This window comes from Marinobacter sp., assembly GCF_046484525.1.
Classification (GTDB): domain Bacteria; phylum Pseudomonadota; class Gammaproteobacteria; order Pseudomonadales; family Oleiphilaceae; genus Marinobacter.
In genome coordinates this window covers 14364-40653 of record NZ_JAWOIS010000036.1, presented here as the reverse complement: position 1 = coordinate 40653, position 26290 = coordinate 14364, and the positions used below count along the sequence as shown (strand labels likewise).

The following is a 26290-nucleotide window of genomic DNA, read 5'->3' as shown; positions in this document are numbered from 1 at the left end:
GAACCGGCAATCTGAAAACCCCGCCTTGGCGGGGTTTTTTGGTGCTTGCTTACCATCCTGTAATACGCCACGGTCGGCCCCGTTGTGGAACTTTTGCCGATTGCTGGGTCATAATCCCTCACAAAATGCATTCAGGAAATCGGAGACGTTGAATGATCAGATCACTTGGAGTGGCAGTTTTCTTGGCAATGGCCGTCGCCGCTACGGGAACCGCCAGTGCCCAGAGCTGGGAAGAGGGTGTGCACTATCGCGAGCTTGAGACGCCGGTCCGCACCGCAAGTGAAAGTGGAGTCGAGGTGGCCGAGGTGTTCTGGTACGGCTGCCCCCACTGTTACAACTTCAAGCCGTTGGCCGAGGCCTGGGAAGCCGATGCCCCGGATTACGTGGATTACGTTCGTATTCCGGCAGCGCTGGGGCGTTCCTGGGAGCCCCATGCCCGGGCGTTTTACGCCCTCGAAGCCATGGGCGAGCGGGAGAAGGTGCATGATGCCCTGTTTGATGCCCTGGCCGGTGAGCGCCGGCCCCTGAACGACGGCGAATCCCTGGCGGATTTCGTTGCTGAGTATGGTGTGGATCCGGAGGAGTTTCTCAAAAATTACAACAGCTTCGGTGTAAACGCGAAGATGCAGCAGGCCCAGGCCAAAATTCGCGGCGCGCGGGTCACCGGCACACCGACTATGCTGGTTGATGGAAAATACACGGTGACGGCTTCCATGGCTGGTGGTCACGAGGCCGTATTGAAAGTTGTGGATTACCTGGTGGAGAAGGAGCACGACGCCGGGCAATGACAGGTAGCCCGGTGGCACGGCCTTGCCACCGGGCCTTACAGGCAGGAAGAGACTGCCGGTCTATGTATAAGCGTATTCGCAAACAGATCGATGGAATTCTGAAGTCGGAGCAGGAGCCGAGAGGTCGCTGTTCCGGTTTCGAGCATGTTCCGGAATTCGAGCCCCACCGTCATATCCGGCTGCTGACCTTCAATATCCAGGTGGGCATCAAAACCACGTCCTACCGCCACTATTTGACCCGCAGCTGGCAGCATGTCCTGCCTTATCGCAATCGCATCGAGAACCTGGACCGGATTGCCCGGCTGGTCAGCAATTACGATGTGGTGGCGCTGCAGGAGTGTGATGGCGGCAGCCTCCGCAGCGGTTTTATCAATCAGGTGCAATACCTGGCCGAGGCGGCAGGAATCCCTTACTGGTATCAGCAGCTGAACCGGAACATGGGGCAGATTGCCCAGCACTCCAACGGCCTGCTGAGCCGGTTCCGCCCCCTGGATGTCACCGAGCACCGTTTGCCGGGGTTCATTCCCGGGCGGGGTGCCATCATCGCGCGCTATGGTGTGAAAGAGGATCCCCTCGTGCTGGTTCTGATGCACCTGTCCCTGAGCAAGGCCGCGCAGCAGCGGCAGTTGGGCTATATCCGGGAGCAGATTGCCGATTATCGGCATGTGGTGCTGATGGGGGATATGAACGCCCACGCCGATCAGCTTCTGACTCAGACCCCCCTGAAAGAAACCGACCTGATTCCGTTACCGGAGACTGCGCACAGTTTTCCGAGCTGGCGTCCGGAGAAGGCGTTGGACCATATCCTGGTCAGTCCGAGCCTGGACATCCGCCGGTCAGAGGTGGTGAGCTATCCGGTTTCCGACCACCTGCCCATTGCCATGGATGTGGCGTTGCCGGAGGGCTACCTGGAAACCTTCTGATGCAATTCGCAGCCACAAAAAAACCCGGCGGTTGCCGGGTTTTTTTGTGAAGGCCCGATCAGGATTATTTGATCTTGGCTTCCTTGTACGCAACGTGCTTGCGGACAACCGGATCGTACTTTTTGATCTCGATCTTTTCCGGAGTGTTACGCTTGTTCTTTTTGGTCGTGTAGAAGTGACCAGTGCCTGCTGAAGATACCAGCTTGATTTTCTCGCGCATGATGCGGCTCCTTATACCTTCTCGCCGCGGGCACGAAGATCGGCCAGCACAGCGTCAATGCCTTTTTTGTCGATGATGCGCATGCCCTTGGTGGATACGCGCAGCTTCACGAAACGCTTCTCGGATTCAACCCAGAAACGATGGTTCTGCAGATTCGGCAGAAAACGGCGACGAGTGTGATTCATCGCGTGGGATACGTTGTTACCGGATACCGGGCGCTTACCGGTAACCTGACAAACTCTGGACATACTTGCCTCCGACCTGAGCAGTGGTCTCTATCAATACGAATTCGTTTTTAATGCGTCTCTGGTTGCCGGGGAGCCTGCTTGCTCCCTGTTCGCGCCTTGTAAACGGAACGCTGCCTGCCAGACGCCGCCAGAAAGGGACGCTTTTATACCAGAACTGGCCCCCCAACGCAAAAGATTGTTGGGAAATTGGCCAGTATCCAGGGCGTCATTTTGCTGACAGTCACATCAATCCTCTTTCGGCGAGGGATATTACCTCACCGTGGCCGACAACCATATGGTCAAGAACCCTGATATCCACCAGACCCAGGGCCTCTTTCAGGCGTCGGGTCAGGGAGATGTCGGCCTGGCTGGGTTCAGCCACACCCGAGGGATGGTTGTGGGCAAAGATGACCGCCGCGGCGTTGTCCTCCAGTGCCTGGCGAACCACCTCCCGGGGGTAGACGGCGGCGCCGTCGATGGTGCCCCGGAACAGTTCCCGGTACTGGATGACCCGATGACGGTTGTCCAGGAACAGACCGGCAAACACTTCGTGGGGATAGGTTCCCAGCCGGCTGGTGAGAAACCGGCGGGTGTCGGCCGGTGAGCGTAGCGGATCACCCTGGCGAAGCGGTTCGTCCATCACCCGCCGGGACATCTCCATGGCAGCCTGGACCTGGGCGTACTTGGCGGTGCCCAATCCCTTGACCTGGCAGAATTGCCGACGGGAGGTCGTCAGCAGCCCGCGCAGGCCGCCGAACTCGTCAATCAGGTGCCTTGCCAGGGCCATCACTGGCATGCCGGCGGTGCCTGTGCGCAGAAAAATGGCCAGTAGTTCGGCGTCGGAAAGCGATTCAGGGCCGTGCGCCAGCAAGCGCTCACGGGGGCGCTCGTCTGCCGGCCAGAGAGAAGTGGGCATGCCTGGCTTCCTTGCATCTGGTGGTTATGTTGGTGCTTCCTGCACCGTGAATGGCTTCTTAGGGTTACAAAGGTTACTTGAAAAAGTAACATTCGGTAAATGTGAAGATTTCCGCGCGGTGCTGTTCCTGATAACCGGGCGTGCTATCTTATAACCCTTTTCAGTATAAGGAATTGTGGAGCCGGTATGGGCGCCAAACGAATTCTTTTGGGAGTAACCGGTGGCATTGCCGCCTATAAGACTGCCGAGCTGGTGCGGTTGCTGAAAAAGGCCGGCTGCGAGGTTCGTGTGGTGATGACCTCCGGTGCCGAGGCTTTCGTGACTCCGCTGACGTTTCAGGCGTTGAGCGGCGAGCCGGTCCGGACGTCGCTGCTGGACTCCGAGGCAGAAGCGGGCATGGGCCACATCGAGCTGGCCAAATGGGCCGAACAGGTAGTCGTGGCCCCGGCCTCGGCGGATTTCATTGCCAGGCTTGCCAACGGTCTGGCAAATGACCTGCTGACTACCGTCTGTAGTGCCACCGCTGTTCCCATTGCCCTGGCGCCGGCGATGAACCAGGCCATGTGGCGCAATTTCCGGACCCAACGCAACCTGACGATGCTGAACGAAGATCCCCAGGTCACGCTCTGGGGTCCTGATCAGGGCAATCAGGCCTGTGGCGATACCGGTCCCGGCCGGATGCTGGAGCCGGAAGCACTGGCGTCGTTGATTCTGGATGAACGTCAGGGTCCGCTAGGCGGCAAGCGGGTCGTGATCACCGCGGGGCCGACCCGGGAACCGCTGGACCCGGTCCGGTACATCAGCAATCATAGCTCCGGCAAGATGGGCTATGCGTTGGCCGATGCGGCCAGGGCTGCCGGCGCCAGGGTCATCCTGGTCAGTGGGCCGGTCACCATCGCACCGCCACCGGGTGTGGACGTGCGGCCGGTAATGACCGCCCAGGACATGCTCACGCAATCCATGGCTGCCGTGGATGAGGGGTGCGATATCTTCATTGCGACCGCGGCCGTGGCGGATTACCGCCCGGAGATCTGCGCCAGCGACAAGATCAAGAAATCCAGCAAAGCCATGTCCCTGGCGCTGGTGCGTAACCCGGATACCCTGGCGACGGTGGCGGCGCGTGGGGACGCACCCTTTACCGTGGGCTTCGCGGCGGAAACCACCGACGTGGCCCGTTATGCCACCGACAAGATGGCCCGTAAGAAGCTGGACATGATCGTCGCCAACGACGTTTCTGCGCCGGGACTGGGCTTCAACAGCGACAACAACGCGGTCACGGTGTTTTGGCCCGGGGGGCAGGAACAGATCGGACCGGACAGCAAACAGACCATTGCCACCCGGCTGGTGGCGCTGATTGGTGACCACCTGGAAGCGACTACATGACCAAAAAGACCCTGCAGGTCCGGATCCTTGATGACCGGATCGGTACCAGCATCCCGTTTCCCGAGTATGCGACCGAAGGTTCTGCCGGACTGGACTTGAGAGCCTGTCTGGAAGAGCCGTTGGCGCTCGAGCCCGGACAGACCCAGCTGATCCCCACCGGGTTGTCGGTCCATATTGCCGATCCGTCCCTGGCGGCGATGATTCTTCCCCGCAGCGGATTGGGCCACAAGTACGGTATCGTGCTGGGAAACCTGGTCGGGCTGATCGACTCCGATTACCAGGGCGAGTTGATGGTGTCCTGTTGGAATCGTGGAAATACCACCTTCAAGGTCAATGTCGGCGAGCGTATCGCGCAGCTGGTGCTGGTGCCGGTCGTTCAGGCCGATTTTGAAGTCGTGGATGAATTTGACGCCAGTGCCCGGGGCGATGGTGGCTTCGGATCAACCGGGAGCCACTGACTTACCCCGGGTTCATGTCGGCCTATCGTCGGCCGGCTATACTTGGCGGATAACTGCCGGTTCAGGACGAAAAATAACATCGCAGGATAGACTATGAAGTTCGGCTGGAAAAAGACTTCAGTAGACGCGTCAGACGACAAACCAGCGAAGACCGGAAAGGCACGCAAGGGCGGGGGCAAGGCCTCCGGACCCCGCCTGAAGCGCCTGACTTCCATCGCGGTCAGTCAGGCCCTGGTTGTTGTGCTGGCAGGGATCGTCTCTGTCGTGTTGCTGCACTTCATGGTGGTCCAGCCGTCTGGAAACGAACGCCTGCTGGCACAGCAGAATCATGAGGTGGCGGCCGCAGCCGAGCGACTGAACAGCTATCTGGAGCTGCTGCAGCAGAGTGTCGATGGCCTGGCGACCCAGGCTTACGTCCGGCAGGCGGTCCAGACCGGCGAATCCGTGGCGGCGGCTGAAGAGCAGCTCGCGGGCACCCTACCGGGTATCCGGGCTGTCTATCTGTTCCCCTCCGGCGCCATTCCCCGTTCCGTCGATGACGATGCTCTCCTCGGCTTTGCTGGCCTGGAGTTGGTGCGCACGGCGGAAGCCGGAGGCAAGCTCTATCCGGATGCTTTCCCGCGGGAAAATCACTGGTTTGTGCAGATTGCGACCGCGGTTCGCAACCCTGAGACCGAGGCGGTGACAGGCAGCCTGCTGATGGTGTTCGAGGCGTCAGGGCTGCAGCCGCTGCTGACTGTGATCAATCCTGAACTGGGTGGCCAGTTGGCGCTGGTACAGACCGTCTCCGGTGCCGCCCGGACAGTTGTGAGCAAGGGCAACGGTAATGGTGAGCCGGTCAGCCGCACTCTGGTCAATCCCGACTGGTCGGTTTCCTATCGGCCGGCGCGGGTGCCCGGACCTCCGGTGGACATGATTGTGATTGCGTTGATGGTGGGTGTGCCAGTCCTGTTTGCGGCCGTTGCTGTCTGGCTCCTGCTCGGCAGCGCCCAGCGCAGTCTCCGGCAGGATGTTGCCGCCCTGGTCCAGTGGGCCCAGAAGGTGTTCGGTGGTGAACGCTCCAGACCTCCCGGTTTCAGGTGGGACATGATTGCGTCCACCGGAGAGGTGCTTTTCCGGTTGGTCCAGACGGTGGACAAGCGTATTTCCCGAGCCACCGCTACGGCTCCCTCCTTCCCGGGGGCAGGCCCCGCCAAAGCCGGAGCGGAGGACGAACCACTGTTCCAGGACAAGGACGTGCTCGACATCGACATGATGGACGGGGATGAGGATGTGCTGGGTTTCAGCGGCGGAACCAGCCCGTCACGCGGTGAACCCGTTCCGGAAGCAGCGCCGGCTGAGGCTGCGGCCGTGCAGCTGTCCCCGGAGATTTTCCGGGCCTACGACATCCGGGGCATTGTCGGTGAGACCCTTTCCGAGGACGTGGTCCGGGTGATTGGTCAGGCAATCGGCTCCGAGGCGCTTGCCAGAGGCGTTGACGCGTTGTGTGTCGGCTATGATGGACGCCACTCCAGTCCCGGGCTGGCCGATGCCCTTGCCCAGGGGGTGATGGCGGCAGGCTGTAACGTTATCCATATCGGCGCGGTACCCACGCCGGTACTCTATTTCGCCACCCACGAGCTGCAGACCGGTTCCGGGGTAATGGTAACCGGCAGTCACAACCCGGCCAATTACAACGGCCTCAAGATCATGCTCGGTGGTGAGACCCTTTCCGGTGAGGCCATCCAGCAGCTGTACCAGCGGGTTGAAACAGGTGACCTGGTAAGCGGCCAGGGTGGGCAAGCCTCCCAGGATGTGCGCCGGGCCTATCTGGACCGGATCGTAGGCGACATTGCCGTGGCCGCGCCCCTGAAAGTAGTGATTGACGCCGGTAATGGTATCGCCGGTGAACTGGCGCCCCTGCTCATCGAGGAGCTGGGTTGCGAGGTGGTGCCCTTATACTGTGAGGTCGATGGCGATTTCCCCAACCATCATCCGGATCCCGGCAAGCCGGCCAACCTGGAAGATCTCATCGCCCGGGTTGGGGCCGAGGGTGCGGATCTCGGTGTCGCCTTCGACGGCGACGGGGACCGACTTGGCGTGGTGACCAATACCGGAAAGATCATCTGGCCCGACCGGTTGCTGATGCTGTTCGCCCGGGACGTGGTGTCCCGCAATCCCGGCGCCGATGTGCTCTATGATGTCAAGTGCAGCCGCCGCCTGGCCAATGTGATCTCCGAGGCCGGTGGCCGGCCGATCATGTGGAAAACCGGGCACTCCCTGATGAAGGCCAAGATGAAGGAAACCGGCGCCCTGCTGGCCGGCGAGATGAGTGGTCATATCTTCTTCGGTGAGCGCTGGTACGGCTTTGATGACGGCCTTTATTCAGCTGCCCGGTTGCTGGAGATCCTGGGGATCGAGGACCGGCATTGTGACGAGGTGTTCGAGGATTTTCCGGAGGATGTCAGTACCCCCGAGCTGAATGTCGAAGTGACCGAGAGCAGCAAGTTCGCGATCATTGAGCGACTCGCTGCCGAGGGGGATTTTGGTGATGGCAGCATCAGTACCATTGACGGTATTCGCGTAGACTACGCCGATGGCTGGGGGCTGTGTCGGGCGTCCAATACCACGCCGGTTCTGGTGCTCCGGTTCGAGGGTGAGACCCAAGTGGCCCTGGAGAGGATCAGGACGGTGTTCCGGGAGCAGCTGCAGCGGGTGGCCCCCGATATTGTGACCGATTTCTGATGCCCGCAGGCCCGGGCGGGTTATCAATGTTTTTCATAGGTAAGGAACAACATGGCGCTGGATCGTGAAACAGCAATGCAGGTGGCTTCGGTACTGAGCCGGGGCCTGCCCTATATCCAACGGTTCACCGGCAAAACGGTGGTGATCAAGTATGGCGGCAACGCCATGGAAAACGAGGAACTCAAGAGCAGTTTCGCCAGGGACGTGGTGCTGATGAAGCTGGTAGGCATCAACCCGATCGTGGTTCACGGTGGCGGCCCCCAGATCGGTGAACTGCTGGAGCGCCTGAATATCGAGTCCCGCTTCGTCAACGGCATGCGGGTCACCGATTCCGAAACCATGGATGTGGTGGAGATGGTGCTCGGCGGCCAGGTGAACAAGGAAATCGTATCCCTGATCAATGCCCATGGTGGCACCGCGGTCGGTCTGACCGGCAAGGATGCCAACCTGATCCGGGCCCGAAAGCTCGAGGTGGTTAACCGGTCCCCGGAGCTGGAGCGGCCGGAGATCATCGATATCGGCCACGTGGGTGAGGTCGCCAGTGTCAACGTGGACGTCATCGAGATGCTGACCCGCAGCAATGTCATCCCGGTGATTGCGCCCATCGGAGTGGGGCCGGATGGCGCCTCCTATAACATCAATGCCGATCTGGTTGCCGGCAAGGTGGCCGAAGCCATGAAGGCCGAGAAGCTGATCCTGCTGACTAATGTCTCCGGTCTCAAGAGCAAGGATGGCAAGGTTCTCACCGGCCTTACGGCCCAGCAGGTGAACGAGCTGATCGAGGATGGCACCATCCACGGTGGCATGTTGCCCAAGATCCGCTGTGCTCTGAACGCGGTGGAAAACGGAGTGCGCACCGCCCACATCATTGATGGCCGGGTTGCCCACGCCTGCCTGCTGGAAATCTTTACCGACGAGGGTGTCGGCACCCTGATTTCCCGCAACTGATCCACCCGAGGAGTTTCCGGATGAAACGGCTGCTGACCCTGCTGATTGTACTGGCCCTGTTGAGTTTTGCGGCCTTCAAGGGAGCCACCTGGTGGCTGGCCGACCAGCGTCTGGCGGAAGCCCGTCTGGCCCTGGACGATTACGGGCTGCTTGAGCGCGGTACCATTGGTTCCGGCCTCGATGGGCGGTTGTTATTGACCAATGCCCGGTGGCAGGATTTCCGCCTGACCCAGCCACTGGAGTCGGGCCGTGTCGAATTTGACGCCCGCTCGCCGCTGGCCCTTCTGACCGTTCTGGCCGATCCGCGCAACTTGCCGCCGGAATGGTCACTCAGGGCCGAGGGTCTGGGCCTCGTGCTTGATGCGACCATGCTCCGGAACTGGGTGACCGCCGAGGGCACTAATGTGGAGGGTGACCCGGCACTGCTGGTGCTGCCCTGCGCGCCAGATCCGAGGCAGCAGCTAGGCAGTGGTGACCTGATGCGGATGGGCATCACAGGTCTGGCGGGCGAGCTCCTGGTGGAACAGACAAATGATCGCGTGTACGCCGAACTGAACACCGCGGGCACCGGAAGCCTGGAAGTGGACTGGCCTGGTGGCCGGGTGGACCTGGTGACACCGGAAGATACCCTGGCCAGTTCGGATGCACCGATGGCGGTCACCCTCAGGGATGGCGGCCTGATGCGTCGGATTGCAGCCTACTGTTCCCGGGAAGCGGGGCTGGATACCATGGAGTGGGCACGCCGTGCGACCGGAGCGCTGGAACAGGGTTTGAGCGCCCGGGGGCTGGCGGCCAGTGAGCAGCTGCTTGCCCTCTACCGTCAGTGGCTGCTGGAAGGTGGCGAGCTGAACCTGGCCATCGAGCCATCGGAGCCCTGGTTGGGTATCCCGGTCAGGGATCCGGGCGCAGAAGGTCAGGAGGCTGACTGGCAAGTGGCGTACAATGGAGCCGGTGTTCCGGATGTTTACCTGGAGGTCCTGCCGTCCGAGCCCGAGCTGGTGGATGAGGCTTCGGAACCGTCCCCCGGCACCCGCGAGGATCCGGCGGTGGCGGGGTGGTATGCCGAGCCTGTGGCAGCGGCGGGCTCGTGGGTCGGTCGCCGGGTTCGGGTCACCCTTTCCAATGACAATGTGGTGGAAGGGCGCCTGGTCAGTGTCTCCGAGCGCGAGCTGGAAGTGGCCCGGGTGGTTGCCGGCGGCGAAGTGGCCTATCCGATGCTGTTGAGCGCGGTATCCGGCTTCGAGGTCTGGCGTCGTGGCCGCAGGGAATGACACCTGACCTCCCCTGATCATTCTTGTTCACCCCGGACGGGGTTGAGAGGATACTATGGCACAGTCGGCAGATACCAAAGCGGCGGTACCCGGACTCAAGGACATGCTGGCCCGGCTGATTTCTCTGCCCTCAATCAGCAGTGTCTCGCCTGAGTGGGATCACAGTAATGAAGCGGTCGTTCGCACCCTGGCCGAATGGCTGGAACCCCTGGGCTTCGTGGTGGAAATTCTCGAAGTGCCCGGTATGCCCGGCAAGTTCAACCTTATTGCCACTCTTGGGCGGGGGAGCGGCGGGCTGGTGTTATCCGGTCACACCGATACCGTCCCCTTCGATGACAAGCGCTGGCAGAGTGACCCGTTCACACTGACCGAGCGGGATAACCGCTGGTACGGTCTGGGAACCTGCGACATGAAGGGCTTCTTTCCGTTGGCGATCGAGGCAGCCAGGGCCTATTCGAAGGCTACGCTCAAACAGCCGCTGATCATTCTGGCGACAGCGGACGAAGAGAGCTCCATGAATGGCGCCCGGGCCTTGGCCGAGGCCGGCAAGCCCAACGCCCGTTACGCCGTCATCGGCGAGCCCACCAGTCTCAGGCCGGTGCGGATGCACAAGGGCATCATGATGGAGCGGTTGAAGTTTGAGGGCCAGTCCGGCCATTCCTCCAACCCGGCCCTGGGTCGCAATGCCATGGAGGGTATGCACGAAGCCCTGACCGAACTGCTGACGCTCCGGAGCCAGTGGCAGCAGCAGTACCGGAACCCCAACTTTGAAGTCCAGTTTCCCACCCTGAACCTGGGCTGCATCCACGGTGGTGATAACCCCAACCGGATCTGTGCCCAGTGCGAACTGCATTTCGACCTCCGTCCACTGCCGGGCATGGCCATGGAGGACCTGAGGCAGGCGATCCTGGCGAAGGTACAGCCCATTGCCGAGCGGCGGGAACTCGGGTTGGTCTTTGAGCCCCTGTTCGACGGTGTGCCGCCGTTCGAGACACCGGCCGATGCGGCGCTGGTCCGGACCTGTGAAAAACTTACCGGACACACGGCCCACGCGGTGGCCTTTGCCACGGAAGCGCCGTGGCTGCAAAAGCTGGGTCTGGAGACCCTGGTGATGGGGCCAGGATCGATTGACCAGGCGCACCAGCCGGATGAATACCTGGAGCTGTCTCAGCTGGAACCGACTGTGCGGATACTCCGGGGACTGATCGAGGAGTTTTGTCTGTGACGGAGAAGCGGAATTGAAATCGAACGAATGGTTGCACGGTTTCCGCCACTCATCGCCCTACATCAATGCCCATCGCGGCCGGACGGTGGTGCTGACGATTCCGGGCGATGCCATTGAGCACAGCAACTTCATCAATATCATCCACGATATTGCCCTGTTGAGCAGCCTGGGTGTGCGCCTGATCGTTGCCTTCGGCGCGCGCCCACAGATCCAGGCACGCCTGGACAATGCCGGCGCCGAGTCCCGTTTTGACCGGGGCCTGAGGATCACCCCCGAACAGCATCTGCCCATGGTCATGGAGGCCATTGGTGGTCTTCGTGCCTATCTGGAGAGCCAGTTGTCCATGGGGCTGGTCAATTCACCCATGCATAATGCCCGTATCCGGGTCAGCAGTGGCAACTTCGTCACCGCCCGCCCCGTGGGAGTGCTTGATGGTGTCGATTTCGGCTACACGGGCCGGGTCCGGCGGATCGATGCCAGCGGTATCGAGAAGCTCCTGGAGCTGGGGCATATCGTAATCCTGCCTCCCATGGGCTATTCACCTACGGGGGATACCTTTAACCTGTCGTACGAGGATGTCGGTAGTCAGGTTGCAGCCGCTGTGCAGGCCGAGAAGCTGATGGTGTTCATCGACGATCAGGGGTTGCTGGAGGAGGATGGCACCCTGATCCGGGAGCTGTCGGTCCGGCAGGCCTCGGAGCGCCTTGCGGCAGGGACGGTGACCGGGCACGATGCAGATCTCCTGAAGGCGGCATGCGACGCCTGCGTCAAAGGCGTTCGTCGGGCGCACATCATCAGCTATGTGGAAGACGGGGCTCTGCTTGGCGAACTGTTCACATTGGATGGTTCCGGTACCCTGGTCAGTGGTGACAATTACGAGAAGATCCGTCAGGCCCGCGTGGAGGATCTCGGCGGTATCCTCGAGCTGATCCAGCCGCTGGAGGAGCGGGGGATCCTGGTACGGCGTTCCCGGGAAATGCTGGAAACCGAAATTGACCGCTTCGTGGTGGCGGAGCGGGACGGCACCATCGTCGGCTGCGCGGCCCTGTACCCTTATCCTGAGGAAAACGCCGGGGAACTGTCCTGCTTCGCTGTCGACCCTTCCTATCGCCGGGCCGGCCGGGGGGATGAGCTCCTGGCCATGATCGAGAAGCTGGCTCGTGGCCAGGGTCTCCAGAAGCTGTTTGTCCTCACCACCCAGACCGAACACTGGTTCCGGGAGCGCGGTTTCCTGCCTTCCACTGTCCAGTCGCTGCCTGGCCCAAAACTGGCGTCCTATAACAGTCAGCGCAACTCAAAGGTTTTCTTCAAACCTCTGTGACAGCTGCGTTAATGCCGCGCTCCGCTGATCCAGCGGGCGCTGGCCCAGCTCTTCCACCGCCCGGTAGAAGGCCGGGAAGTCATGGTCATGGTCTGATAGCAGCTGGCGGAACCCGGGTACAAATTGGTTGTACTGCCGTAACAGGGCCAGTTTGGCGTTATTGAGGGTGACCGGGGCAGGGCCGAATGGGCCGGGTTCGTTCCAGGTCTCTGACAGTTTTCCGTAATCGTCAGCAAGCTGCGTGAGGATTCCCTGCTTTCGTGCCCGCAAGTTGTCCGGGGCCAGGGTATCCGCCTGCCTGTAGAGTCTCTCCAGACTGCCGGTGGCCTCGTGGACCAGGGTCAGGGTCTGGTTTCGCCGTTGCAATCGGGCCAGGGCCGCGTCGAATCGGTCTGCCTCGTCCCGTTGGCTCAGCCACAGCCGGAGCCCCTCCAGTGCCACCGCGGTGGCAAAGCTTTCGTTGAAGATGGTGTCCTCGGCAATGTAGACCACACGATGGGCCAGCTCGTGGAACATCAGGGCAACCATGTGATCTTCGCTCAGGCGGGTAAACCCGCTGTGCAGGGGATCGTCAAACCAGCCCAAGGTGGAGTAGGCGGTGACACCGCCAATAAAGGTGTCGTAACCGTCCTCGCGGAATCGGGTCTGCTCGCGTCTTGCATCCTCCAGGCTGAAATAGCCCCGGTAGGCCTGGCAGCCGACAAATGGGTAGCACCAGCGATGGGGCTCCAGGGAGAACTCCGGTACCACCACCAGGTTCACCACCGCCCAGGGTCGGTCCAGTTGCACGTATTCCAGAAAGGTCTCGCCCACCGGCAGCGCCAGTTGATCGCGGGCAAAATACCTGGCCTCCATCGCCAGCTTCAGTTTTTCCCGGGTATCGGGGAGCGTTTCTGCGCCATGGATGACCTCGGCCACCGGTTCTGCCCGGGTGATGAGGCTGAAATGACCGGAAATTGCCTGGGAGTAGTAGCCAATGGTCGTACACCCGGAAAGACCGGTAATCAGTAGCAAAAGAAGATAGATCTGACTAAGCTGTTTCATGGATCGGGGTGTTATACTTGGGCCGGTTTCCAGTCAGGATCCAGCCACTATATAACAGCCATAATACCTATAGTAGCCGGTGGCGAACTCCGCCGTTTCAGGGACCCATACCGGACCTGGTGTGCACAAGGGTCGGCTGGTGGTACGAAAAATCAGGTTGTTCATGGAATCAAGAGAACGTCGTAGAAGTCCCCGCCAACCTATCAAACTGGCTGCCCAGATCGACCTGGGTGGCGGTGAATCCTGGCCCTGCCAGATTGCCGACTTTTGTGCCGAGGGCCTGTTTGTCCGCTATTCCGGGGAAACCTCCAGAAAGCTTGACCAGAATCTCGCCCGTGGCGCAAAACCGGAACTGGTCGTGCGTTTCCACAGTGCGGATGGCCGTCGTGCCCATCAACTGCACGTCAGTATCGTTCGTCGCATTGAGGGTGCCATGGGGGTGAACTTCACCCGGTCGAATCCCGAAGCCCTGGACGCAATGATCGCCCAATGCGGCGGCTCCCGGCATCAGGAACGCTCCTCCCTGCATGCCCCGAATGACCGCATCCAGTTCGTCCTGCGCCAATGCGCCAAGACGGTGAGCCAGTTCATCGAACCCCTGATGGATGCCTGCTTCGTCCAGATGATCGCCAGTCTGAAACAGGCTGCCCAGAAAGCCGCCAACGATCAACTGGCCAACGAATTCATGGATGCCTCGGGCCAGATTCAGGCTCGGCAGCGAGTGATCTGGCATCACATGTCACGCAACCTGGAATCCCCCCTGAAGCCGGCCCCCAAGGGCTTTCCCGGATCGGAGCTTTCCATTGTCGATAAGGGTGAATTTGAGGATTGGTTGACCATCCGCGTGATGGTGACCAAGGCTGATACCCAATACCGGGGCGACCTGCTGCAGTTGAAGCTGCGCCTGGACAAGCTGGGTATTGCCAATGCCACCGGGCACCACAATCCGCTCGGTCCGGCACTGGTGTGCGAGGCCTTCCATGTCAGCCTCAGCCAGCTGAAACTGCCTCGGGAAGTGGAGAAGGTGTGTCTTAAGGCGTTCGAGCAAACTGTGCTCCAACAGCTAGGTCCGCTCTATGAGGAGCTCAACAACATCCTCGTTCGACACGGTGTGTTGCCGGACCTGGACTTGAGCAAATATCTCAGTGAGAACACCGTCAGAAAGGAGGAACCCCGGAGAGCGAAACAGCCCGAGCCGGTATCCGAGACACCCGAACCCGCCCCCGCCCGGGTCCAACCGATCCGCGAAGCGGCTTCGGGGCGCGCAAAATCTCCTTTCGGGCGTGCGGGTCAGGAATTCCGGGGCTATGCCCAGGCCGCCCAGACTGCTTTCGCTACGGTACGCAACCTCATCTCCACCCTCTCTGCGAGCCGCCTCGCAAGCGGTGATGCCGAACCCGTGCCGTTCCCTCCCAATGCCCAGCCGTTGTCAGCGGGTGAGTTCCAGCGCCAGTTACAGCAGCTTCAGGTGCAGGCCAGGGAAGCGGTGGCTGACGATCTGCCACTGAAGCAGCGGGTAGTGGAACGGGTTCGTGAAAGCGGCGACCACAGGCTGAACGAGGAACAGCAGGAAACCCTGGATGTGGTCGACCGCTTCTTTCGCAGCGTGGTTGAGAGCCCCAAACTCAGTGACTATGCCCAGAGCCGGATACGGCAGCTGGAGGTACCGGTTCTGAAAGTGGTCATGCGTGATCCGGCTTTCTTCGATGATCAGGACAGTCCGGTGCGCGGTGTCATGAACCGCCTGGCGCAGCTTGGTGTGAAAGGCGGTCGGGTGAACCCGGTGGTGCAGTGCCGGGTGGATGAACTGATCCAGCGAATCAACACCAACTTCGAGCAGGATGCCGGCGTCTTCGAGCAGACCGTCCGGGAGCTTGATACCCTGATTGACCGTCAGAATCTGGCCTACCGCCGCAATGTCGAGCGGGTTACGGCTGCCGCCGAAGGGGCCCAGAAGGTGGCGGAATCCAAGAAGGCGGTGGCGGAGGTTCTCAACCAGCGGGTGGCGGGCCGCAAGGTGCCGAAGGCAGTCCTGGGCCTGCTTGATGGCGGCTGGCGGGACCTGCTGTCGCTGACATGGATCCGCCAGGGCCCGGACAGCCAGCTCTGGCAGGACTACCTGTCGGTGATCGATTCGCTGCTGGCTTTTGCCGACGATCCCGGCAGCAGCATCAATCTGCCGGAGTTGCTTCGGGTGATCCAGGATGGCCTGGCGTCGATTTCCAGCAATCACATGCCCTCGTCCCAGATTCGCAACGAGCTCAAACAGTTCCTGGTGCGCCGGCCTGATCAGCAGCCGGAACTGGTAGAGGTGCCGCCGGCCCGCGCCATCGAGGACGAACACCGGGAACTTCCAGACCGCGAGCAACGAAGTCTCCAGCGCTGGATCAATCGTGCCCAGCAGCTGCGGACCGGAGACTGGCTGCGGGATCAGGAAAATCCGGACAAGCCCCAGTACATCCGCCTGGTCTGGGTTGCCCGGGGCTTCAGCCGTTTCGTGTTTGTGAATCACCAGGGTATGCGGGTAGTGGAACTGGAGCTGGACGCACTGGCCCGGCAGATGCGGAAGGGGGTTATCGTGCCGGATAACCAGTACGAGCGCCCGCTGGTGGATGAAAGTATCGATCGCATGGTGCGCAAGGTCTATGACCAGCTGTCCTGGGCCTCCACACACGACGAACTGACCGGGCTGCTGGGAAGGCGGGAATTCGAGCGTATGCTGGACCAGCAACTGGCCCGGCGGGAAGATGAGCGCGCCCTGGTACGGCTGGATCTCCGTCGCTTCCGGATTCTCAACGACACCGCCGGCTACCAGGCCGGAGACGATGCCCTGAAACAGGTAGCCGACCTCCTTTGCCGTCACGTGGGAGACGGCATGCCGGTGGCCCGCCTGGCCGGTAACGAATTTGGCATGCTGCTGCCCGCTGAGGACGCGAGGGAGGTGGCCGGCAATCTGATCAAGACGATAGAGTCCAGCGAGTTCAGTTTCAGTGGTCGCAGCTACCAGTTGTCCGCCAGTGCCAGTATCGTGCCGACATTGCCAGGCCTGGTGAATGCAGAGCGCTGGCTTCGCGCTTCGGAGCAGGCGTTGGCAACGGCCAAACAGCAAGGCCATGGCCAGGCCGTTGAATACGTGGCAGATGCGGATGATCAGGCCCGTCAGGAGCAGATTGCTGCCAAGGTCGCCAGCCTGGGTGACCTGAACGAGGAGCGCATGCTGCTGCGGTGCCAGAAAATCATCCCCCTGCACGGCCGCACCTACATGTCGCCCCAGTACGAGATTCTGATCAGCATGTACGATGATGCCGGCAACCTGATTACCGGTCGGGATTTCGTCCGCATGGCCGAGCGTTATGACCGCATGCAGGCGGTCGATCGCTGGGTGGTCGGGCAGATGCTCGACTGGCTTCGGGAGCGTCAACCGGATCCCCGTCACCTCGGTGGTGTCTGCATCAACCTGTCCGGTTTCAGCCTGAATGACCAGTCCCTGCTGGAATTCATCTACGAGAAGCTAAGCGAGAAGGATGCGCCGATCGAGAGGATCTGGTTTGAACTCACCGAAGCATCGGCCATCAATGACATCGAGTCGGTGGCGGAGTTCATTCGCGAGATGAAGGAACTGGGCTGCCGGTTCTGCTTGGGTAATTTTGGCAGCGGCCCCAGCTCGTTCAATTTCATGCGCTCCCTGCCAGTAGACCTGATCAAGATCGACAGTGCCTTCACCAGCCAGCTCACCACCAGCGAAATGGACCGCGCCATGGTCAGATCCATGGTGGAGATGGCGCACTACATGCAGCGGGAAGTCATTGCCTCACAGGTTGAATCCCGCGAGGTTCTGGATATGCTGAGGCAATTGGGCGTGGATTACGCCCAGGGATTCGTGGTGGAGAAGCCCCGATCCCTCGACAGCCTTCTGTAAACCGGGACAGGCGGAGTCCATGTCAAAGCGTCATCCGATTATTGCCGTGACCGGCTCCAGCGGTGCCGGTACCACAACCACCGGGCAGATCTTCAGTCGCATGTTCGCCAGTGAGGGTTTGCGCGCAGCCATGGTCAGTGGTGACAGCTTTCACCGCTACAATCGGGAACAGATGGCCCGGCTGGCGGCCAAGGGCCAGTTCGGTGAGCGCAACCATTTTGCCCTGGCGGCCAATCACATCGACAAGCTCGAGGCGCTGTTCTACGATTACGGCCACACCGGTAATGGCCGCTATCGCCAGTATGTTCACGATGAGGACCATAATTTGATTGCAGCCGGCCACAAGGCGGGTACCTTTACACCTTGGGGACCGCTGCCGGCAGACACCGACCTGATGTTCTACGAGGGCTTGCACGGCGGGGTGGTGAGTGACACCTACAACATCGCCCAGTACGTGGACTTGCTGATCGGGGTGGTTCCCATTGTGAACCTGGAATGGATCCAGAAGATCCACCGGGATACCCACAAGCGTGGCTACAGCCAGGAGGCGGTGGTCCAGACCATTGTCAATCGCATGGATGATTACGTCCACGATATCGTGCCGCAGTTCGCCCACACCCACATCAACTTTCAGCGCGTGCCCCTGGTGGATACGTCCAACCCGTTCGTGGTCCGGGATGTGCCCACCGAGGACGAGAGTATGGTGGTGATCCGGTTCCGGGACCCCTCGGAAGTGAAACTCACCCAGTTGCTGCAACTGATCTCCGGCAGTACCGTGTCCCGTCATGATACCCTGGTGGTTCCGGGACCGAAGATGGCGCTGGCCATGGACATTGTACTTCGGCCCATGGTCCAGCGTCTGATGAGCCGGAAGACCTACGCCTGACCTCAGGCGGTCAATCGGCCATCCCGGTAATCCCGCAGCGCCTGCTCGATTTCCTCGCGGGTGTTCATCACGAACGGACCATACTGGACCACCGGTTCACCAAGCGGCTTGCCGGCGATCAGCAGCAGCCGGGCGCCGCTGGCTCCGGCGCAGACGGTAATCCGGTCACCATCACCAAGCACGTTGGCGGCGCTGCGCCGCAGGGCCTGATCGCCCAGACTCGCGTCGCCCTCGTACAGGTACAGCATGCCGTTATGGCCCGCCGGGACCGGCAGTGTTACCTGTCCGTCCGGGCTCAGCTGAAGGTCCGCATAGAGCGGCTCGGTACTGCGGCCGGTCACTGCGCCCTGATGAGTCGTGCCCTCGACCGTCACTGTTCCCGCGATCAGCCTGATAAGGCCGCCACTGACCGCAATCTCCGGAATGTCCTCGGGCTGGATGTCACGGTAGCCGGCATCGGTCATCTTTTCCGCCGCCGGCAGGTTAAGCCAGAGCTGGAACCCGCGCATCATGCCTTCCTCCTGCTGTGGCATCTCGGAGTGGATGATGCCCCTGCCGGCCGTCATCCACTGGACGCCACCATTGCGCAGATCCCCCCGGTTACCCAGATGATCCTCATGGAGCATGTGCCCCTCGATCATGTAGGTCACGGTTTCAAAGCCACGGTGGGGGTGGGAAGGAAAGCCGGCAATGTAGTCGGCCGCCTCGGCGGAGCCGAATTCATCCAGCATCAGGAACGGGTCGAGCCGGACCGACTGGTGCTGCCCCAGTGAGCGCTTGATGCGGACACCGGCACCGTCGGAGGTCTCCATTGCGGGAATAATCTGTTTAACGGAACGAAGCGCCATGTCGTCCTCCTGTTGTTTGACATGGTTCTATTTAAACCGGCTGTCACGGAGGATGAAAACGCAGAATTCTGGAGGGAGAGATCAAAAAAACTGAAGGAACAACGGCGGCCCGGAAGACCGCCGTTGCCCAAGCTTATTCCACGTTCCGGGAATAGAAGATTTCCAGCATCTCGCGCCTGAGGCGATCCTCGATGGACTGGGCTTCGGCCGGATCCAGGTCGCTGGCATTGACGCCAAACACGTAGTTGTCCAGGTTGAAGTTCTTGAGCATCATTTTGGTGTGGAACAGGTTCTCCTGGTACACATTCACATCGATCATCTGATACGCGTTCTGGGTATCCTCGGTCAGGTAGTTCTGGATCGAGTTGATGTCGTGATCAATGTAATGCTTGGTGCCATCCACATCCCGGGTGAAGCCGCGCACGCGGTAGTCCACGGTCACCACGTCGGAATCGAAGCTGTGGATCAGGTAGTTCAATACCTTCAGCGGGGAAATCAGGCCGCAGGTGGACACGTCGATGTCGGCCCGGAAAGTACTGACGCCATCGTGGGGGTGGCTCTCGGGGTATGTGTGCACGGTCACGTGGCTCTTGTCCAGATGCGCCACGATGGTGTCCGGCAGCGGGCCCGGAGACTCCTCGTTGTTGGCTTCGCCGTCGGTAATCTCATGCTCGGCAATGAGCATGGTTACGGACGCCCCGTGGGGCTCGTAGTCCTGGCGAGCGATATTGAGGATGTTGGCGCCGATGATCTTGACCACGTCGGTCAGGATCTGGGTCAGGCGCTCGGCGTTGTACATCTCGTCGATGTAGTCGATATAGGCTTCGCGTTGTTCTTCGGTCTGCGCGTAACAGATGTCGTAGATGTTGAAGCTCAGGGATTTGGTCAGGTTGTTGAAACCGTGCAGCTGGAGTTTGGTTTCCATGCTCAGCCCCTCCGGACATTGGAGATGAATGACTGCAGGGCACTACCTTGTAGTGTCAGCCCTGCCGAGGCCGCCACCGATTACTGACCGGGTGACTCATTGTTCACCTTTTGCGCAGACCGGCGGAGAAGGCGCGTATTATGCACACCGCATGTGACGTTGAATAGTATCTGCAATGACATTTTAGCATCCGTAATTCCCGCCGGTTCCGGCTGGCTGGACAGACCTTACTCCGCCTCGCGGATTTCATGGCTGTGACTGATTTCCACGCCGGCCTTTTCCAGCATGATCGAGGCGGAACAGTACTTCTCTGCCGACAGGCTTACCGCCCGCTGAACCTGCTTCTCCTTCAGGTTGTGGCCGGTAACGACAAAATGCAGGTGGATTCTGGTGAAAACCGCCGGCACGACATCGGCACGTTCCGCTTCCAGTACCGCGTGGCAGGCAGTCACATCCTGGCGGCTTTTTTTGAGGATACTCATCACATCAAAGGAAGAACATCCACCGAGGCCCATCAGCAGCAGCTCCATGGGGCGGGGTCCCAGGTTTTCGCCGCCGTGGTCCGGGGGGCCATCAATCTGTACGCTGTGGCCGCTGCCACTGGTGGCCCTGAAGCTGGCATTGCCGGTCCAGTCGACGGTTGCTTTCATATCGTGATGGTCTCCGTTGGTCGGAACAAGGGGTAATGAGGCCGGATGCTAGCACAGTCGGAATCCTCCGGCAGCCACCGAAAACGGTACCGAGGTCAAGGTGTGCGCTCTTTCCGGTTGCCCGCCATTGGCCTTCTTGTTATAAGTTGGCGTGTTTTTGAAGAAAAATTAACGAACCCGCAGGGAAAGCCGGGTGAATTATAACCATCGGGACCCGCCAGTATCTGAGGAGGCATGACTCGAACTATGGCTACTATCGTCAAGCCGGTTGAGCAGAAAACCAAGCACCTGGACTATTTCCTGTCCCAGTGCCACCGCCGGCGTTACCCCGCCAAGAGCACCATCATATACGCCGGAGACAAGAGCGATTCCCTGTTCTACATCGTCAAGGGTTCCGTCACCGTCATCATCGAGGATGACGATGGCCGTGAAATGATCATGGCCTACCTGAATGCCGGTGACTTCTTCGGTGAAATGGGCCTGTTCGATAACATGGACTCCCGCAGCGCCTGGGTCAAAGCCAAGACCGAATGCGAAGTGGCCGAGATCAGCTATACGAAGTTCCGCGAGATCGCCCAGCAGGATCCGAGGGTGCTGTACTTCATTGGTGAACAGATGGCTTCGCGTCTGCGTCAGACCACCCGCAAGGTCGGAGACCTGGCTTTCCTGGATGTCACCGGCCGGGTGGCCAGAACCTTGCTGGACCTGTGCAAGGAGCCCGATGCCATGACCCATCCCGATGGCATGCAGATCAAGATCACCCGCCAGGAAATTGGCCGTATCGTCGGCTGTTCCCGGGAGATGGTGGGTCGGGTGCTCAAGACCCTGGAGGACCAGGGGCTGGTGCGGGTCAAGGGCAAGACCATGGTGGTGTACGGCACCCGTTAACCAGCCCACCCTCCTGCGAATGCGAATTCCCTGATTGCGTCCGCCACCAGGCCGGGCGCAGTCAGCGGCGCCCAGTGGGGCGCGTCCACTTTTCGTCTTGTCAGCTTTCCCGTCCAACGGACCTGCCGCTCAAACAGTTGCTCCCCGACGTAGTTGTCTCCTTTGGGAATGATCAGTTGTACCGGGCACTGCGCGTGGCGCAGTGCCGGGCGCCACAGCCGGGGCAGGAAATTGGCACGGTAGAGTTTGACACCAAACAGGCCATCACCCTGCTGCAGTTCGCTGAAGCTGGCATTGGTAATGCCTTCATGTTTCCGCAGAATGTCGGGCCAGGCCCGATCCAGTCCCAGCCGCCAGAGGGTTTCGGGCACGACCGGTAACTGAAACAGGAACACATACCAGGAGCTGGCCAGCTGCCGGAGCACTTTGGCGGTGCCTCCGCCTCGCAGATCTGTCGCCTGTTCCCTCAGCCAATAACCGACATGATCCAGGCAGGGACCGGAGATCGAGGAGTAGGAGCGAATCCGACCTGAGAGCGAACCGGACGTCACCGATTCCCAACTCTGGATCGAACCCCAGTCATGGGCCGCCAGGTGAAAGGCGCGACCCGGCAGCAACTGGTCGACGACGGCCTCAAGGTCGCGCGCCAGTTCCTGGAGCCGGTAGTCCCGGGTCTTGTCGGGTTTGTCGGAAAGCCCGGCGCCCCGGACGTCATAGCGGACCAGGTAAAAGTCCGGAATCAGTTTCTCGACGACCCGGTCCCAGATGTGGTGATTATCCGGGTAGCCATGAACCAGCACCAGGGCTTCGTTGCCGGGGTCGCCCTCGGTGACGGCATGGAGCGAGATAGTGCCACTTTGTACGCGATGGTTGACCCGGTTCATGACGGCTCCTGTCGGTGGGCATCGGATGGATTCGTTGCCTACAGGTTAAACGCTGGGGCCATAACCGGCTGCGGCCAAAGAGGCCATAGCTCATGCCCGGGGTGTCAGTCGACGATGGCCACCGATTTCACCTGCATCCAGACCCGCTGGCCGGGTTGCAGTGACAGGGTGTGAACCGACCGGCTGGTAAGCCGGGCCAGGAAGGGGGTATTCCCCGCCATGAGTCGGACCATAGACGTGCCCGGGCTCAGATCCGAGGCGATTTCATCGATGGTGGCCGGCACAAGGTTCTGAGTGCTCTGCTCGGTGAGCTGGGTCAGGGCAATACTGATGTCCCTTGCCAATACCTGAAGGCGAATCCGTTGTCCGGTGGACAGTGCTGCGTCGTCCCGCAACCACAGGTGGCCACCCTCGAAATCGGCCCGGCAAAGATGCCATCGCTCATCGCGCTGGCCGATGACCGCCTCCATGATCACACCGGCGTCCTCCTCAAGGCCGAACGGCTGGTCGGTGCGGGCCAGAGTCTGTTGCAATGGCCCCTCGGCAACCACCCGGCCGTTGTCCATCATAACAATGTGATCCGCAAGTCGGGCGACCTCGGCGGTGGAATGGGACACATAGAGGATGGGAATGGCCAGGGAATCCCTGAGGCTTTCCAGGTAGGGCATGATCTCCTCCTTGCTGCGTGCATCCAGGGCCGAGAGCGGCTCGTCCATCAGCAACAGGTCGGGGCTGGTCAGCAACGCCCGGGCAATGGCGACCCGCTGGCGTTCACCGCCGGACAAGCGCTCAGGCATGCGTTCGAGCAGGTGGCCAAGCCCCAGCCAGTTCACAGCCTGATCAAAGCCAATCCGGCGCCGGGCCTCCGGAATTCGGCGGAAGCCGTAATTGAGATTCCTGCGTACGGTCAGGTGCGGGAACAGGCTGGTTTCCTGAAAGACATAGGCCAGGGAACGCTGGTGCACCGGCAGGCTCCGGGAACCTTCCTGCCAGGTCTCGCCGTTGACGGTCAGGACGCCGCTGGCGGCCTGGAGTCCGGCAATGCATCGCAGCAGGGTGGTCTTGCCGCAGCCGGAGTGTCCGAACAGCGCGGTGACGCCAGTGCCCGGCAGCTCCAGGTCGACGTCGAGCCGGAATGTCCCGAATCCGCACCCGAAGCGCGCCTGGATGCCAGAGGAACCGGTCATTTCATCACCCCGGGCTGAAGACGACCGTTGAGGCTGTAAAGGCTCAACAGGACGATAAAGGAAAATGCCAGCATGCCGGCGGCCAGCCAGTGTGCGGAAGCGTAGTCCAGGGCCTCGACGTGATCATAGATTGCCACTGACAACACCTTGGTCTCGCCCGGAATATTGCCTCCGATCATCAGCACCACGCCGAACTCACCCACCGTGTGAGCAAAGGTCAGTACCGCAGCACTGAGAAAGCCCGGTCTCGCCAGTGGCAGGACCACGGTGAAAAAGCGGTCCCGTGGCGACGCCCGGAGCGTGGCGGCCACCTCCAGCAAGCGCTGGTCGATGGTCATGAAGCTGTTCTGGAGCGGTTGCACGGTGAACGGCAGGGAGTAGATGATCGAGGCAACCACGAGTCCCTCAAAGGAAAATGGCAGCAGGCCGAGGCCGAGCTGTTCGGTCAGTCGCCCCACCAGGCCGTCCGGCCCCATCACGATGAGCAGGTAAAAACCCAGCACAGTGGGCGGCAGCACCAGGGGCAGGGCGATGAGGGCGGATACCGGTTGCCGCGACCAGTGCTGGCTGCGAGCCAGCCACCAGGCCAGCGGGGTGCCGATGATCAGTAACAGCAGTGTGGTAATGCCTGCCAGTTTCAGTGTCAGCCAGACGGCCTGCCATTCCGGGCCCATGAAATCTCCATCGCCTAGGTCAGCCGGGTTCAGGGCTCCGGCGTGTCACCGGTATCGTAGCCATCTTTTTCAATGATTGCCCGTGCTTCCTTGCTGGCAAGGAATTCCAGCCAGTCCCGGGCGGTTTCAGGGTGTTTGCTCCGGGCCAGCAGGATGGCCTGCTGGTCAATGGGCTGATGCAGCGAGGCGGGCACGACCCAGCTGGCACCGCTTGCGCCGTCCCAGGCTCTCAGCTGGGCCAGGGCGACAAAGCCCGCCTCGGCATTGCCGGTGGCGACAAACTGGAAGGTCTGGGCGATGGAATCACCACGGACCAGGCGGCGCTGGACGGTGCTTTTCAGGCCCAGAGCGTCAAGTACTTCCATGGCGGCGACTCCATAGGGTGCCGTACGGGGGTTGCCAATGGCCAGGCGCGGGCCCGTGCTGGCAGCAAGGTAGGCCTCTGGGTCGTTGAATGCGTCCACGGAACGGCTCCACAGTGCCAGGCGCCCACGGGCGTAGGTGAAGCGGCTGCCGGCTACCCCCAGTTCCTGCTGTTCGAGCAATTTCGGTCGTTGCCGGTCAGCGGCCAGGAACACGTCGAAGGGCGCGCCTTGGCGAATCTGGGCATAGAGCTTTCCGGTGGAGCCATAACTGGCGCGGACCTGATGGCCAGTCTGCTGCTCGAACAGGGGAATCAGCTTTTGCATGGTGCCGGTAAAGTTTGCGGCGACCGCCGCGGTCAGCGTCTCGGCGCTGGTGGATACCGCAACGGTTGCCACCAACAGGCCAGCCAGGCCGGCACGGATGCTCCGCCAGCCCGGGTACCGGCGGGAATATGGTTCTGGAGCTGCTGCCATGGATCCTCGGCGTTCGGTTCATCAGGTATTCCTGAAACCAGATCATGCCACAGGCCGGGGCGGTATTCGAACCGGGGTAGCCCTTACCGAGAGTGGGTGATGGGCGGGAGCTGCCCGGATTCAGCCCCGGACCTTTCGCGAATCTCCCGGGCGAACCGGTCGCTGCCATTCCGGAGCATGCCATAAATGGCTCAATCGTGACCACATGCTTCCGGGGCGCGTCATGTCGCGGAAAAGATCCGCGTACTCGTGGGTCCAGAGCACCAGCAGGTTGTTCGAGGGCACCGGCCGGGTAATGCCATAGTCGGGCGGGTCCTTGGCGTCTTCGTCCACGAAGGTTCCGAACAGCCGATCCCAGACAATCAGGGTGCCGCCATAATTGCGGTCAATGTAGCCAGGGTTGCGGCCGTGGTGCACTCGGTGATGGCTTGGGGTATTCAACGCAAGTTCGATCCAGCCGGGCAGCCGGCCCACCAGGGTCGTGTGGATAAAGAACTGGTACACGAGGGAAAAAGCATAGGCGACACCGATCCAGACCGGATTGAAGCCGATCAGGGCGAGGGGCAGGTAAAAGATCCACATGCCGTTGAAAATGTTGGTGGCATTCTGCCGCATGGCGGTGGAGAAGTTCATCCGCTCGGAGGAGTGGTGTACCACATGGGCGGCCCAGAACCAGCGCATCCGGTGACTGGCCCGGTGCATCCAGTAAAAACAGAAATCGACGCCGAGGAAGGTCAGGAACCCGGTGAGCCAGTTGAGCTCGAGATCAAACAGCCGGTAGTGATAGCACAGGGCATAAACCGGGAAAGCGATCACGCCGGCAAACAACAATTCGGTGACTTGGTAGCCGGCTCCGAGAGCGAAGTTGCGGACGGCCTCCCGGGCATCGATCAGCCGTGGATCGTGGCGGATCTTGAGGTATTCCCACAGGGTCACGACGATGAAGATCGGCGTGGCAAACACGAAAATCAGCTGGCGCTCATCCAGGGCCAGCCAGGGCGCAACATGCTGCCAGAGTGCCATCAGGCCGCTGTCTTCAAGCACAGCCTGCATCATGTCCATTAGAGCCATAGGCTGTCCTGGTGGTGCGGTAAACGTTCAGTCTCCATAGTGGCACAGACAGCCGATATTGCATTGTCGTT

General features: G+C 60.9%; 24 protein-coding genes. 12 read left to right on the top strand and 12 right to left on the bottom strand.

Annotated elements, in window-relative coordinates; genetic code table 11:
- Positions 1–152: 152 nt before the first annotated feature.
- Both R6W86_RS07730 and R6W86_RS07725 read left to right on the top strand, forming a co-directional pair.
- The gene (locus R6W86_RS07730; protein WP_410328789.1) at positions 153–788 is read left to right on the top strand and encodes a thiol:disulfide interchange protein DsbA/DsbL; all 636 of its coding nucleotides are present in this window, start codon (positions 153–155) and stop codon (positions 786–788) included.
- A 62-nt stretch (positions 789–850) separates the two neighbouring features.
- On the top strand, positions 851–1711 hold the full coding sequence (locus R6W86_RS07725) for an endonuclease/exonuclease/phosphatase family protein (protein ID WP_410328788.1): 861 nt from the start codon (positions 851–853) through the stop codon (positions 1709–1711).
- Positions 1712–1775: 64 nt separating this feature from the next.
- Here the strand turns inward: R6W86_RS07725 and rpmG are convergent, their stop codons facing one another.
- The 3 genes from rpmG to radC all read right to left on the bottom strand — a co-directional run bounded on the left by rpmG (position 1776) and on the right by radC (position 3074).
- Positions 1776–1931, bottom strand: a complete 156-nt coding sequence (gene rpmG / locus R6W86_RS07720; RefSeq protein ID WP_008173465.1) for a 50S ribosomal protein L33 — start codon at positions 1929–1931, stop codon at positions 1776–1778.
- Between the two features lie 11 nt (positions 1932–1942).
- Positions 1943–2179, bottom strand: coding sequence for a 50S ribosomal protein L28 (gene rpmB, locus R6W86_RS07715; protein ID WP_008939672.1), 237 nt, complete (start codon positions 2177–2179; stop codon positions 1943–1945).
- Positions 2180–2399: 220 nt separating this feature from the next.
- A complete protein-coding gene (gene radC, locus R6W86_RS07710) occupies positions 2400–3074 on the bottom strand; it encodes a RadC family protein (protein ID WP_410328787.1) in 675 nt (224 codons plus the stop codon).
- A 186-nt stretch (positions 3075–3260) separates the two neighbouring features.
- Here radC and coaBC point away from each other — a divergent pair, with 186 nt between their 5' ends.
- From coaBC to argA, 7 genes are all read left to right on the top strand, one after another.
- Positions 3261–4457, top strand: coding sequence for a bifunctional phosphopantothenoylcysteine decarboxylase/phosphopantothenate--cysteine ligase CoaBC (coaBC, locus tag R6W86_RS07705; protein WP_410328786.1), 1197 nt, complete (start codon positions 3261–3263; stop codon positions 4455–4457).
- Positions 4454–4915, top strand: a complete 462-nt coding sequence (dut, locus tag R6W86_RS07700) for a dUTP diphosphatase (protein ID WP_410328785.1) — start codon at positions 4454–4456, stop codon at positions 4913–4915. Before coaBC ends, dut begins: the two co-directional genes overlap by 4 nt.
- Before the next feature lie 93 nt (positions 4916–5008).
- Positions 5009–7639 carry a phosphomannomutase/phosphoglucomutase gene (locus tag R6W86_RS07695; RefSeq protein WP_410328784.1) on the top strand — a complete coding sequence of 877 codons (2631 nt, stop codon included), beginning with the start codon at positions 5009–5011 and terminating at the stop codon, positions 7637–7639.
- 51 nt (positions 7640–7690) lie between these two features.
- The gene (gene argB / locus R6W86_RS07690) at positions 7691–8587 is read left to right on the top strand and encodes an acetylglutamate kinase (RefSeq protein ID WP_410328783.1); all 897 of its coding nucleotides are present in this window, start codon (positions 7691–7693) and stop codon (positions 8585–8587) included.
- 20 nt (positions 8588–8607) lie between these two features.
- On the top strand, positions 8608–9858 hold the full coding sequence (locus R6W86_RS07685; protein WP_410328782.1) for an acetylornithine deacetylase: 1251 nt from the start codon (positions 8608–8610) through the stop codon (positions 9856–9858).
- 55 nt (positions 9859–9913) lie between these two features.
- A complete protein-coding gene (gene argE / locus R6W86_RS07680; protein ID WP_410328781.1) occupies positions 9914–11083 on the top strand; it encodes an acetylornithine deacetylase in 1170 nt (389 codons plus the stop codon).
- Positions 11084–11096: 13 nt separating this feature from the next.
- On the top strand, positions 11097–12404 hold the full coding sequence (argA, locus tag R6W86_RS07675) for an amino-acid N-acetyltransferase (RefSeq protein ID WP_410328780.1): 1308 nt from the start codon (positions 11097–11099) through the stop codon (positions 12402–12404).
- Here argA and R6W86_RS07670 read toward each other — a convergent pair.
- A complete protein-coding gene (locus tag R6W86_RS07670) occupies positions 12378–13448 on the bottom strand; it encodes an aminopeptidase (RefSeq protein WP_410328779.1) in 1071 nt (356 codons plus the stop codon). The genes argA and R6W86_RS07670 overlap by 27 nt on opposite strands.
- A gap of 163 nt (positions 13449–13611) precedes the next feature.
- On the opposite strand from R6W86_RS07670, the gene R6W86_RS07665 reads away from it, so the two are divergent.
- A complete protein-coding gene (locus tag R6W86_RS07665; RefSeq protein ID WP_410328778.1) occupies positions 13612–17367 on the top strand; it encodes a DUF1631 family protein in 3756 nt (1251 codons plus the stop codon).
- A gap of 19 nt (positions 17368–17386) precedes the next feature.
- Entirely contained in the window at positions 17387–18253 is an 867-nt protein-coding gene (locus R6W86_RS07660) for a phosphoribulokinase (RefSeq protein WP_410328777.1), read from the top strand.
- A 2-nt stretch (positions 18254–18255) separates the two neighbouring features.
- Here R6W86_RS07660 and R6W86_RS07655 read toward each other — a convergent pair whose 3' ends face one another.
- From R6W86_RS07655 to R6W86_RS07645, 3 genes are all read right to left on the bottom strand, one after another.
- A complete protein-coding gene (locus R6W86_RS07655; RefSeq protein ID WP_410328776.1) occupies positions 18256–19101 on the bottom strand; it encodes a pirin family protein in 846 nt (281 codons plus the stop codon).
- 133 nt (positions 19102–19234) lie between these two features.
- The gene (gene speD / locus R6W86_RS07650; protein WP_372986096.1) at positions 19235–20026 is read right to left on the bottom strand and encodes an adenosylmethionine decarboxylase; all 792 of its coding nucleotides are present in this window, start codon (positions 20024–20026) and stop codon (positions 19235–19237) included.
- 227 nt (positions 20027–20253) lie between these two features.
- Positions 20254–20676 carry an OsmC family protein gene (locus R6W86_RS07645; protein WP_410328775.1) on the bottom strand — a complete coding sequence of 141 codons (423 nt, stop codon included), beginning with the start codon at positions 20674–20676 and terminating at the stop codon, positions 20254–20256.
- 246 nt (positions 20677–20922) lie between these two features.
- Here R6W86_RS07645 and crp point away from each other — a divergent pair, with 246 nt between their 5' ends.
- Entirely contained in the window at positions 20923–21564 is a 642-nt protein-coding gene (gene crp, locus R6W86_RS07640) for a cAMP-activated global transcriptional regulator CRP (RefSeq protein WP_007153756.1), read from the top strand.
- Here crp and R6W86_RS07635 read toward each other — a convergent pair.
- From R6W86_RS07635 to R6W86_RS07615, 5 genes are all read right to left on the bottom strand, one after another.
- The gene (locus R6W86_RS07635) at positions 21561–22448 is read right to left on the bottom strand and encodes an alpha/beta fold hydrolase (RefSeq protein WP_410328774.1); all 888 of its coding nucleotides are present in this window, start codon (positions 22446–22448) and stop codon (positions 21561–21563) included. The genes crp and R6W86_RS07635 overlap by 4 nt on opposite strands.
- A 104-nt stretch (positions 22449–22552) precedes the next feature.
- On the bottom strand, positions 22553–23635 hold the full coding sequence (gene modC / locus R6W86_RS07630) for a molybdenum ABC transporter ATP-binding protein (protein ID WP_410328773.1): 1083 nt from the start codon (positions 23633–23635) through the stop codon (positions 22553–22555).
- Positions 23632–24309, bottom strand: coding sequence for a molybdate ABC transporter permease subunit (gene modB, locus R6W86_RS07625; RefSeq protein ID WP_410328772.1), 678 nt, complete (start codon positions 24307–24309; stop codon positions 23632–23634). The genes modC and modB overlap by 4 nt, the downstream gene beginning before the upstream one ends.
- A 29-nt stretch (positions 24310–24338) precedes the next feature.
- A complete protein-coding gene (gene modA, locus R6W86_RS07620) occupies positions 24339–25148 on the bottom strand; it encodes a molybdate ABC transporter substrate-binding protein (RefSeq protein ID WP_410328771.1) in 810 nt (269 codons plus the stop codon).
- Positions 25149–25268: 120 nt separating this feature from the next.
- Complete coding sequence (locus R6W86_RS07615; protein WP_410328770.1) at positions 25269–26219, bottom strand: sterol desaturase family protein; 951 nt, start codon at positions 26217–26219, stop codon at positions 25269–25271.
- Positions 26220–26290 lie beyond the last annotated feature (71 nt).

What these genes read in the sequence shown, in the direction of transcription:
- R6W86_RS07730 (WP_410328789.1), top strand. Translation starts at nt 153, where the DNA reads ATGATCAGATCACTTGGAGTGGCAGTTTTCTTGGCAATGGCCGTCGCC.
- R6W86_RS07725 (WP_410328788.1), top strand. Translation starts at nt 851, where the DNA reads ATGTATAAGCGTATTCGCAAACAGATCGATGGAATTCTGAAGTCGGAG.
- rpmG (WP_008173465.1), bottom strand. Translation starts at nt 1,931, where the DNA reads ATGCGCGAGAAAATCAAGCTGGTATCTTCAGCAGGCACTGGTCACTTC.
- rpmB (WP_008939672.1), bottom strand. Translation starts at nt 2,179, where the DNA reads ATGTCCAGAGTTTGTCAGGTTACCGGTAAGCGCCCGGTATCCGGTAAC.
- radC (WP_410328787.1), bottom strand. Translation starts at nt 3,074, where the DNA reads ATGCCCACTTCTCTCTGGCCGGCAGACGAGCGCCCCCGTGAGCGCTTG.
- coaBC (WP_410328786.1), top strand. Translation starts at nt 3,261, where the DNA reads ATGGGCGCCAAACGAATTCTTTTGGGAGTAACCGGTGGCATTGCCGCC.
- dut (WP_410328785.1), top strand. Translation starts at nt 4,454, where the DNA reads ATGACCAAAAAGACCCTGCAGGTCCGGATCCTTGATGACCGGATCGGT.
- R6W86_RS07695 (WP_410328784.1), top strand. Translation starts at nt 5,009, where the DNA reads ATGAAGTTCGGCTGGAAAAAGACTTCAGTAGACGCGTCAGACGACAAA.
- argB (WP_410328783.1), top strand. Translation starts at nt 7,691, where the DNA reads ATGGCGCTGGATCGTGAAACAGCAATGCAGGTGGCTTCGGTACTGAGC.
- R6W86_RS07685 (WP_410328782.1), top strand. Translation starts at nt 8,608, where the DNA reads ATGAAACGGCTGCTGACCCTGCTGATTGTACTGGCCCTGTTGAGTTTT.
- argE (WP_410328781.1), top strand. Translation starts at nt 9,914, where the DNA reads ATGGCACAGTCGGCAGATACCAAAGCGGCGGTACCCGGACTCAAGGAC.
- R6W86_RS07670 (WP_410328779.1), bottom strand. Translation starts at nt 13,448, where the DNA reads ATGAAACAGCTTAGTCAGATCTATCTTCTTTTGCTACTGATTACCGGT.
- R6W86_RS07665 (WP_410328778.1), top strand. Translation starts at nt 13,612, where the DNA reads ATGGAATCAAGAGAACGTCGTAGAAGTCCCCGCCAACCTATCAAACTG.
- R6W86_RS07660 (WP_410328777.1), top strand. Translation starts at nt 17,387, where the DNA reads ATGTCAAAGCGTCATCCGATTATTGCCGTGACCGGCTCCAGCGGTGCC.
- R6W86_RS07655 (WP_410328776.1), bottom strand. Translation starts at nt 19,101, where the DNA reads ATGGCGCTTCGTTCCGTTAAACAGATTATTCCCGCAATGGAGACCTCC.
- speD (WP_372986096.1), bottom strand. Translation starts at nt 20,026, where the DNA reads ATGGAAACCAAACTCCAGCTGCACGGTTTCAACAACCTGACCAAATCC.
- R6W86_RS07645 (WP_410328775.1), bottom strand. Translation starts at nt 20,676, where the DNA reads ATGAAAGCAACCGTCGACTGGACCGGCAATGCCAGCTTCAGGGCCACC.
- crp (WP_007153756.1), top strand. Translation starts at nt 20,923, where the DNA reads ATGGCTACTATCGTCAAGCCGGTTGAGCAGAAAACCAAGCACCTGGAC.
- R6W86_RS07635 (WP_410328774.1), bottom strand. Translation starts at nt 22,448, where the DNA reads ATGAACCGGGTCAACCATCGCGTACAAAGTGGCACTATCTCGCTCCAT.
- modC (WP_410328773.1), bottom strand. Translation starts at nt 23,635, where the DNA reads ATGACCGGTTCCTCTGGCATCCAGGCGCGCTTCGGGTGCGGATTCGGG.
- modB (WP_410328772.1), bottom strand. Translation starts at nt 24,309, where the DNA reads ATGGGCCCGGAATGGCAGGCCGTCTGGCTGACACTGAAACTGGCAGGC.
- modA (WP_410328771.1), bottom strand. Translation starts at nt 25,148, where the DNA reads ATGGCAGCAGCTCCAGAACCATATTCCCGCCGGTACCCGGGCTGGCGG.
- R6W86_RS07615 (WP_410328770.1), bottom strand. Translation starts at nt 26,219, where the DNA reads ATGGCTCTAATGGACATGATGCAGGCTGTGCTTGAAGACAGCGGCCTG.